This is a genomic window from Pseudomonas sp. (genome assembly GCF_026224925.1).
In the GTDB taxonomy this organism is placed as follows: Bacteria; Pseudomonadota; Gammaproteobacteria; order Pseudomonadales; family Pseudomonadaceae; genus Aquipseudomonas.
In genome coordinates, this window is record NZ_JAMFRV010000553.1 from 1 (window position 1) to 8306 (window position 8306).

An 8306-nucleotide genomic window follows, 5' to 3' on the forward strand; every position below is an offset into this window, starting at 1 on the left:
AAAAAAACCCGCTTTGGCGGGTTTTTTCGTTTGAGTGGAGGCTTTTAGCACGAGCGCCTGTTTACTGGCTCGGGTATTGGCTAAGGTGTAGGCCTTATCGTCGGAGATTTGTGAATGACCGCAGTAGATTCACTGGCTGTCCCGCTTGTACTCGTTGCTGAGGCTGATCCTTGGGAGCGTGATTTGTTAGTTGAGCTGGTCCTGAATGTCAGGTGCGATGCGGTGCTGGAAGTCTGTGCTGACGGGCACCAAGCAAGAGAGTGGTTGGCCCATCATCAGGCTGACTTGATTATCGCCGACTGGGGATTGCCCGGCACTGACGGCCTGACGCTGTTGCACGGTGTTCGGCAGCAACGTCGCCAACCGGCGGTTCCGTTTATCCTGCTGAGCAACCGCAGCGACAAAGCCAGTGTGCGAGAAGCGGTCCTTCAGGCGCCCACGGCCTATCTAACGAAACCATTGAACATGGACGGTTTGCGTCAGCGTCTGGAAAGCCTATTGCTGAGTTCGGGTGAGTCGATTACCTGTGAAATTCCATCATTGGCCCCCGGATTGACCCTGTCTAACTTTCTCGAGAATCATCGCGAGAGCGCTGAAGGCGCACCGTTGTCGATAGATGTGCGCGGGGCGATTACGCAAAGCCAGGGCAAGGACGGCTTGGACGCGGTGAAGCTGTCTCAAACCCTGCGCTCTGATCCGCACGTCACTGCCGTGTTGATAGCTGCTGCGAACAGCTCGACTCAGCACCGCGGCACACCTGCCCAGACCTTGTCTCAGGCGCTACAGGCATTGGGGCCGACTCAGAGCATCAATTTGATCAATGGGCTAGCGGTGAAGCGCAACGCGACGTTGACGGACCAAACGCTGCTCGACCACGCCCAGCGCTTTTGGGCGGCCTCGCGACTGACGGCCGAGTATGCGCGTTCGATGGCGCGTTCGAGGGAGTTGGATCAGGAGCGCTGCTTTTGCGCGGGCTTACTGCACAACTTGGGTGATCTCGCGGTACTGCGTTGCTTGCAGGACTGGTTAACGGCCGGGGGCGAATTGGAAGAAGGCGCAGTAGAGGCTGCACTCAAGAATTTCGGTGCCGGTTTCGGTTCTACCCTGCGGACTCGATGGCGGCTGCCGCTGGAGCTGCGGCAGCTGATTGCCTCGGTTTATCAATTCGCGGGGGGTGTCTATTCCCGCGAAGCCCTGGTAATGAACGTTGCCGCGCAACTGGCACGATTGGGTCCAGACGAGGAGGTCGCCGCGCTGGCGAACAGCAAACCGGCTCGTCTGCTGAAAATTGGAGCGTCGGAGCTAAACCGGTTGCGGTTGGTGTAGTGGTGCGTCTTTCCCGAATGAATTCGGTTCTACAGGTTTGAGACGATCCGCCCGTGGGACCGAATTCATTCGGGAAGCCTTTGACTCAATCAAACCAACACAATCTGATTCTTGCCCTGACGCTTGGCTTGATACATGGCGGCATCTGCGCGGGCATAAAGGACTTCCAGGCCTGCGTCGGCGTCGCCCAAATTGGTCAGGCCCTGGCTCGCGGTGATGCCGAACGCTTTGTCCCCGCATTGGAAATGCAGGCGCTGAATTTCGCGCTGCAGCCGCTCGGCTATCTGCTTGGCCATGTCGGGTGCGCAACCTGGGAACACCGCCGCAAACTCTTCGCCTCCGATACGTCCAAACAGATCGCCCCGGCGCAGCGCCGATTGCCCGCACTCGGCGATGCGTTGCAGCACCTGGTCGCCTTCCTGGTGGCCGTAGGTATCGTTCACGACTTTGAAGTCATCAATGTCCAGCAACAGAAAGGCCAGCGGCAGGCCCAGCAGGCGCGCTTGCTCGAACTCGTGCTGTGCGCACTCGAAAAAATGCCGACGGTTGCTGCTTTGCGTTAACACATCGGTCGTTGCCAAGCGTTGAAGCTCACCTTCCAATTGCTTCTTTTCGGTAATGTCTTCAGCAATGCCGACCACGATCAGGCGCTGATTGCGTTCTTGTCGACTGATGAAGCACTTGTCACTCAGCCAGCGAACCTGGCCGTCGGCTCGAATAATTCGGTACTCGCGGTCTTCGATGGAGCCCTTATCGAGGACCTCCATCAGGCTACGCTCGGCGTAGTCGAGATCGTCCGGGTAAATACTGTCACGCCATTCGTTGTAGTCAGCCAACAGCAGCCCCGCCGAGCGCCCGAAAATTCGCTCATACGCGGGGCTGACATACATCATCTGCTGCGTTTCCCAATCAAACGCCCATAACACCGCATTCACACTGACTAGCAGCGAACTAAATAGCTGTTCGCGCTCACTTAAACGCGCAACTTCTGCTTGAGCGTGCATTAGCGCGAGCAGGGTTTCAGCGGCCGCCGGTAGATCGATGGGTGAGGAAGTAGCCGGAAGGACTATCGGATTATCCATGGGCACTGCATCTCAAAAGGTGTGCGGCGCACGGCCACAACTAAACCCACCAAAATAGTGAGTTGAGCTTGAGATTGATTGTAGGAGACGAAGTTCCGGAAGGCGCGCTCCGGCGGGGGCGCGCGCCGATCAACGGCGTCAGGCGGAAGGGCGCAACGAATAGGTCTTCAGTTGATTGGCAAACTCGCGCAACGACTGAATTCCGCTGGCTTCGGCTTCATGAATCCAGTCTTTGATCGCGGCCAACATGTCGTGACCGTTAGTGCTGGTTTTGAGCCAAATCTGTTGCAGCGCCAGACGTTTTTCGTAGATCACTTTGAGCGCTTGGCTATGTTCCAGCATGGTTTGAATGTGCAGATGATGTTTCTCATCAAGCAAACTGGTCTCACGTGAAAGCAAGCGTTTGGCGCGATGGAACTGGTGACGTACCGATGCATCGGCCTTGGCCAGTTCTTGTGCAACCAGCGGTCCGATCACTAATTTGCGATATTGCGCCATGATCTGGAAGCGGTTGTTCAGGATTGCCATGGCGGTATCCATGTCCATCGAACCTTTGCCTTCAACCCGGTGGGCAATAGGCGCAACGCGCTGGACCTTGGCCAGGCGCAAGAAGCTGAACAGCTTGATCCAGGCCCAACCCATGTCGAATTCCCATTTCTTGACCGACATCTTGGCTGAGTTGGGGTAGGTGTGGTGGTTGTTATGCAGCTCTTCGCCGCCGATAATGATGCCCCACGGCACGAGGTTAGTCGCGGCATCACGGCATTCGAAATTGCGATAGCCCACCGCATGCCCAAGCCCATTGACCACACCGGCGGCCCAGAATGGAATCCACATCATCTGGATCGCCCAGACGGTAATGCCGATCACACCAAACAGCGCCAGATCAATGACCGCCATAATGGCGATGCCCAGCACTGGAAAGCGTGTGTAGAGTTTACGTTCGACCCAGTCGTCCGGGCAGTTCTTGCCATAGATGCGCAGCGTTTCCGGGTTTTCCGCTTCTGCGCGATAAAGCTCGGCGCCTTTGCGCAATACGGTGGACAAGCCTTTGATCACCGGGCTGTGCGGATCATCTATGGTTTCGCACTTAGCGTGATGTTTGCGATGAATGGCGGTCCACTCACGGGTATTTTGTGCGGTACTCAACCACAGCCAGAAGCGGAAAAAATGTTTCAGGCCGGCGTTGAGTTCCAGCGCGCGGTGGGCTGAATAACGGTGGAGGTAAACCGTGACACCAACAATGGTCACGTGGGTCATTAATAAAGTGACTGCCACCAGTTGCCAAACCGATAGGTCAAGTAGACCGTTGTTCCACATAGAGACTGTAGCCCTCGATAAAACGCTTGATAAAGATAAAAACAGCAACGCGCATTATCACTAAGCCACCAGATAAAACCAGTCTCGCTTTTAGATAAGAGTCGCAGAATGTTTCTACCCTATAATCCGTGCTTCTCGTAAGGACTTTCGTATTTTTATGTCGCTTTCTTCTCGTGATGCCTTGCGTACAGCCCTTTTCTACACATTGCTGTCGCTTTTATGGCTTGAACTCAGCGCACTAGTCCTCCCACGGCTTATCGAAGATCCGGTTGAATTGCCCCGTTGGCAACTGATCAATGGTTGTGCCTGGATGGTCTTCAGTGCGTTTTTCGTGTTTTTCGCTCGTGCGCGATTGTTGAGTGTCATAGGTATTGGTGCCCGGTTGAACCAACACGAAAAAGATCAGGAACGCTTACGCCAAGCTGCCGTGGTATTCGACAGCACCCGCGAAGGTGTTCTGGTCACAGACCGCCTGGGTTTGATTGTCCATGTGAACCGGGCTTTCATGGAAATTACCGGTTATCAGGAGGACGAAGTGCTGGGTCTGAACCCGAGCAAGTTCAAATCTGGACGCCATGATCCTGCGTTTTACCACACCATGTTTACTGCGTTGCACGACAGTGGCCAATGGAGCGGTGAAATCTGGAACCGACGCAAAAGCGGCGAGATCTACCCGCAGTGGCAAAGCATTCGCAGCATCAAGGACAGCCGGGGGGCGGTCAGTCATTACGTGGCGGTGTTCTCTGATATCTCTGCGATCAAACGCTCTGAAAGCGAATTCATGCACCTGGCGCACCATGACCCGCTGACCGAGTTACCCAATCGCTTGCTGTTCACCGACCGCACCCGACAAGCCGTGGCCTATGCGCAAGCCAATAAGCGCGGTTGTGCGCTATTGCTGATTGACTTGGATCATTTCAAAAACATCAACGACAGCCTTGGGCACAACGTCGGTGATCAGGTGCTTAAAATCGTCGCTGGGCGGCTTAATGGCCTTTTTGACAACGGTATGACCCTGGCCCGCCTTGGTGGGGACGAATTCGCTGTGCTGGCGGAGAATTGCCAGCAAGTGATGCAGGCGGCGGAGTTGGCTCAACGAATTATCGATGGCTTGAAAGAGCCGGTCCTGCTTGATAACCGCCAACTGTTTATTAGCGCCAGCATCGGTATCAGCTTGTTCCCTAATGACGCCTTGAACGCTGAGCAGTTATTGCGCAACGCCGACTCTGCGCTGTTCAAAGCCAAAAGCGATGGCCGGGAAGGCTACGCGTTGTACACCGAAGAACTCACTGCGCATGCTCAGCAGCGGGTCGAGCTTGCGGGCGAATTGCGCCGCGCCATCGAGCTAGAAGAGCTGCGAGTGTTTTACCAGCCGGTCCACGACCTTTACAGCGGGCGCATGCTCGGGGTGGAGGCGCTTGTTCGCTGGCAGCATCCGGAACGTGGGCTGGTATCGCCGGGTGAGTTCATTCCCATTGCCGAACAAAGTGGGTTGATCGCTGATATCGACGCATGGGTGCTCAAAACAGCGTGCCGACAGATGTATGAATGGCGAGCGTCCGGGTTTGAACTGCAATTTGTCGCGGTCAACGTGTCCAGCCGGTTGTTCAGTCGCAATGACCTGCACCAACAGGTTGCCAAAGTGCTAAGCGATACGGGGCTTGATCCGGCCTTTCTGGAGCTTGAGGTGACTGAAAGCGCTGTGATGGAAGATCCTGAAATGGCCTTGGAGCAGCTGCATCGCCTGCGTGAGCTTGGCTTGCGGCTGGCCATAGACGATTTTGGTACCGGTTATTCCTCGCTGCTGCGGCTCAAGCGCATGCCGGTGCAAAAATTGAAAATCGATCAGGGATTTGTCGCCGGACTGCCCCACGACGAGGATGACGCGGCCATTGTTCGGGTCATCATTGCGTTGGGCCAGGCGCTGGGCATGAAAGTGCTCGCAGAGGGCATCGAAACCCCTGACCAAGCGAATTTCCTCTTGGAAAATCACTGCGAACTGGGGCAGGGTTATTTATTTGGTCGCCCGCAACCGGCTGATGAGTTGCGCATGCGACCGCTGCACCCCGCCCGCTAAGCCCGTAAATTCAAGGTGTTGGAGCTGCGCAACGCGCTTCAATGTATCGAGAATGACTTAAAATTCTTTTTGGTTATATCGGCATTCTTAAACAGTCTTTTTAAGAATAACCGAGCCTCTTTAAGATTACCTTCAAGCCGCAAGCAGTCGCCCTCGAATCGCTACTGCAGGCACCTCTAATGAAGGAGCAGCATTATGAGCGCATCTCTGCGTAGCGTTGACGGCCAGGATGAAGCAAGCATCCTGCGGGAAATTCAAAGCGCATTGCGTGACCTGCGTTTCGGCGCGGTAGAAATCACCGTGCATAACGCCCAAGTGGTACAGATCGAACGCAAAGAAAAATTCCGTCTGCAAACGCCGAGCACCAAGCCAAGTTAATTGCAGACGTTAACTACCGATCCATGATTGAACGTTTCACTAAAAAATAAATTAGATCGTCCAGGAGCTTCACCCCATGTCCATTCGCCATTTCGCATTGGCCGCTATCGCCAGCGCCGTTTTTGCTGGTTCCGCCGTTGCCAAGGATTATGAGCTGCTGAACGTGTCTTACGACCCGACACGCGAGCTGTATCAAGATTACAACGCGGAATTCATCAGCTTCTGGAAAGCCAGTCACCCCGGCGACAACGTTAAAATCCAGCAGTCTCATGGCGGTTCAGGCAAGCAAGGTCGTTCGGTAATCGACGGCTTGCGCGCCGATGTCGTGACCCTGGCCCTGGCCGGCGACATTGATGAAATTGCCAAGCTGGGTAAAACCTTGCCTGAGAACTGGCAGACCCGTCTGCCGGATGCGAGCACGCCTTACACGTCGACCATCGTATTCCTGGTGCGTAAAGGCAATCCTAAAGGCATCAAGGACTGGGGCGACCTGATCAAAGACGGCGTTTCGGTCATCACGCCGAACCCGAAAACCTCGGGCGGCGCGCGCTGGAACTTTCTTGCGGCCTGGGCCTACGGTTTGAAAGCTGGTGGCGGCGACGAAGCCAAGGCTAAGCAATACGTGCAAACTTTGTTCAAGCATGTGCCAGTGCTGGATACCGGCGCACGCGGCTCGACGATCACCTTCGTCAATAACGGTCAGGGCGATGTCTTGCTGGCATGGGAAAACGAAGCGTTTTTGGCGCTGCAAGAAGACGGCGGCAAAGACAAGTTCGACATCGTCGTACCTTCTCTGTCGATCCTGGCCGAGCCGCCAGTGGCAGTTGTAGACAAAAATGCGGAGAAAAAAGGCAACAGCGAAATCGCCAAAGCCTACCTGGAGCATCTGTACAGCCCCGCTGGTCAGGAGATCGTGGCGAAAGACTTCTATCGTCCACGCGATAAAGCGGTAGCGGCCAAGTACGTTAAACAGTTCCCGAAACTGGACTTGGTGACTATCGACAAAGACTTCGGCGGCTGGAAAACTGCGCAGCCGAAATTCTTCAACGATGGTGGTGTGTTCGACCAAATTTACCAGGCGCAATAACTTTTAAGATGACCCGTTGAAAGGCGGGTCGTCCGGTTTGCCCTCCAGCCCGGATCTTGTTCCGGGCTTCGTACGTTAACCAAGGACTTTTATGTCGCGTCGTATCTCCCCCGTCATACCCGGCTTCGGGCTGACGCTGGGCTACACCTTGGTGTACCTCAGCTTGATTGTGCTGATTCCGCTGGCGGTCATGTTCGTACATGCCTCACAACTGACGTGGGATCAATTCTGGGCCATCGTTACCGCACCGCGGGTGCTGGCCGCCCTCAAACTAAGTTTTGGCACTGCTTTTTTCTCCGCGATCATCAATGGCGTCATCGGTACGGTGCTGGCCTGGGTGTTGGTGCGTTACACCTTTCCCGGCCGCAAGATCATTGATGCAATGATCGACCTGCCGTTCGCGTTGCCCACTGCGGTTGCCGGTATCGCCCTGACTGCGCTGTACACCCCCACGGGTCTGGTCGGGCAGTTTGCGGCGGATCTGGGTATCAAAATCGCTTACGCTCCGCTCGGTATCACCTTGGCACTGACCTTCGTCACACTGCCGTTCGTGGTGCGTACCGTGCAGCCGGTGTTGGCTGATTTCCCCCGTGAAGTCGAAGAAGCCGCCGCCTGCCTTGGCGCCAAGCCGCTGCAAGTGTTTCGCTATATTTTGGTTCCCGCTTTGCTGCCCGCGTGGCTGACCGGGTTTGCCCTGGCATTTGCCCGCGGCGTTGGCGAGTACGGCTCGGTAATTTTTATTGCCGGCAACATGCCGATGAAAACCGAAATTCTGCCCCTGCTGATCATGGTCAAGCTCGACCAATACGATTACACCGGCGCGACAGCCATTGGCGTGATGATGCTGGTGGTTTCTTTCATTTTGCTGCTGCTGATCAATTTGCTGCAGCGCCGCATCGAAACCCCATAAGGAGGCGCACCGCATGTCCAATTCAACGCTTATCGCCGCCTCCAGCGCCAACGCCGCTCGCCGTGGCAGCGCGGTTTCACGGCGGATCTTCATCGGCCTCGGCTGGTTGTTTTTTCTGCTGTTCCT

The 8306-nt window shown here is 55.5% G+C and carries 7 protein-coding genes and 1 pseudogene; 6 read left to right on the forward strand and 2 right to left on the reverse strand.

The features are described 5' to 3' along the window. The first annotated feature begins 114 nt into the window (after positions 1-114). Positions 115-1326 carry an HDOD domain-containing protein gene (locus M0974_RS23180; protein WP_297842380.1) on the forward strand — a complete coding sequence of 404 codons (1212 nt, stop codon included), beginning with the start codon at positions 115-117 and terminating at the stop codon, positions 1324-1326. A gap of 89 nt (positions 1327-1415) precedes the next feature. On the opposite strand, the gene M0974_RS23185 is transcribed toward M0974_RS23180, so the two are convergent. Together M0974_RS23185 and desA are read right to left on the reverse strand one after the other, a co-directional pair. Further along, on the reverse strand, positions 1416-2408 hold the full coding sequence (locus tag M0974_RS23185) for a sensor domain-containing diguanylate cyclase (RefSeq protein WP_297842382.1): 993 nt from the start codon (positions 2406-2408) through the stop codon (positions 1416-1418). 138 nt (positions 2409-2546) lie between these two features. After that, a complete protein-coding gene (desA, locus tag M0974_RS23190; protein WP_297842385.1) occupies positions 2547-3728 on the reverse strand; it encodes a delta-9 fatty acid desaturase DesA in 1182 nt (393 codons plus the stop codon). A 157-nt stretch (positions 3729-3885) separates the two neighbouring features. On the opposite strand from desA, the gene dibA reads away from it, so the two are divergent. The 5 genes and pseudogenes from dibA to M0974_RS33360 all read left to right on the forward strand — a co-directional run. Continuing rightward, entirely contained in the window at positions 3886-5805 is a 1920-nt protein-coding gene (gene dibA, locus M0974_RS23195; RefSeq protein ID WP_297842388.1) for a phosphodiesterase DibA, read from the forward strand. A gap of 195 nt (positions 5806-6000) precedes the next feature. Continuing rightward, positions 6001-6183, forward strand: a complete 183-nt coding sequence (oscA, locus tag M0974_RS23200) for a sulfur starvation response protein OscA (RefSeq protein ID WP_297842391.1) — start codon at positions 6001-6003, stop codon at positions 6181-6183. Positions 6184-6259: 76 nt separating this feature from the next. Further along, the gene (locus M0974_RS23205) at positions 6260-7270 is read left to right on the forward strand and encodes a sulfate ABC transporter substrate-binding protein (RefSeq protein ID WP_297842394.1); all 1011 of its coding nucleotides are present in this window, start codon (positions 6260-6262) and stop codon (positions 7268-7270) included. 91 nt (positions 7271-7361) lie between these two features. Then, positions 7362-8180 carry a sulfate ABC transporter permease subunit CysT gene (gene cysT, locus M0974_RS23210; RefSeq protein ID WP_297842398.1) on the forward strand — a complete coding sequence of 273 codons (819 nt, stop codon included), beginning with the start codon at positions 7362-7364 and terminating at the stop codon, positions 8178-8180. Positions 8181-8193: 13 nt separating this feature from the next. Further along, a pseudogene (locus tag M0974_RS33360) lies at positions 8194-8306 on the forward strand (sulfate ABC transporter permease subunit CysW); the annotation flags it as partial.

Coding starts and splice junctions, on each gene's coding strand:
- desA (WP_297842385.1), bottom strand. CDS start 3,728: ATGTGGAACAACGGTCTACTTGACCTATCGGTTTGGCAACTGGTGGCA.
- cysT (WP_297842398.1), top strand. CDS start 7,362: ATGTCGCGTCGTATCTCCCCCGTCATACCCGGCTTCGGGCTGACGCTG.
- dibA (WP_297842388.1), top strand. CDS start 3,886: ATGTCGCTTTCTTCTCGTGATGCCTTGCGTACAGCCCTTTTCTACACA.
- M0974_RS23205 (WP_297842394.1), top strand. CDS start 6,260: ATGTCCATTCGCCATTTCGCATTGGCCGCTATCGCCAGCGCCGTTTTT.
- oscA (WP_297842391.1), top strand. CDS start 6,001: ATGAGCGCATCTCTGCGTAGCGTTGACGGCCAGGATGAAGCAAGCATC.
- M0974_RS23180 (WP_297842380.1), top strand. CDS start 115: ATGACCGCAGTAGATTCACTGGCTGTCCCGCTTGTACTCGTTGCTGAG.
- M0974_RS23185 (WP_297842382.1), bottom strand. CDS start 2,408: ATGGATAATCCGATAGTCCTTCCGGCTACTTCCTCACCCATCGATCTA.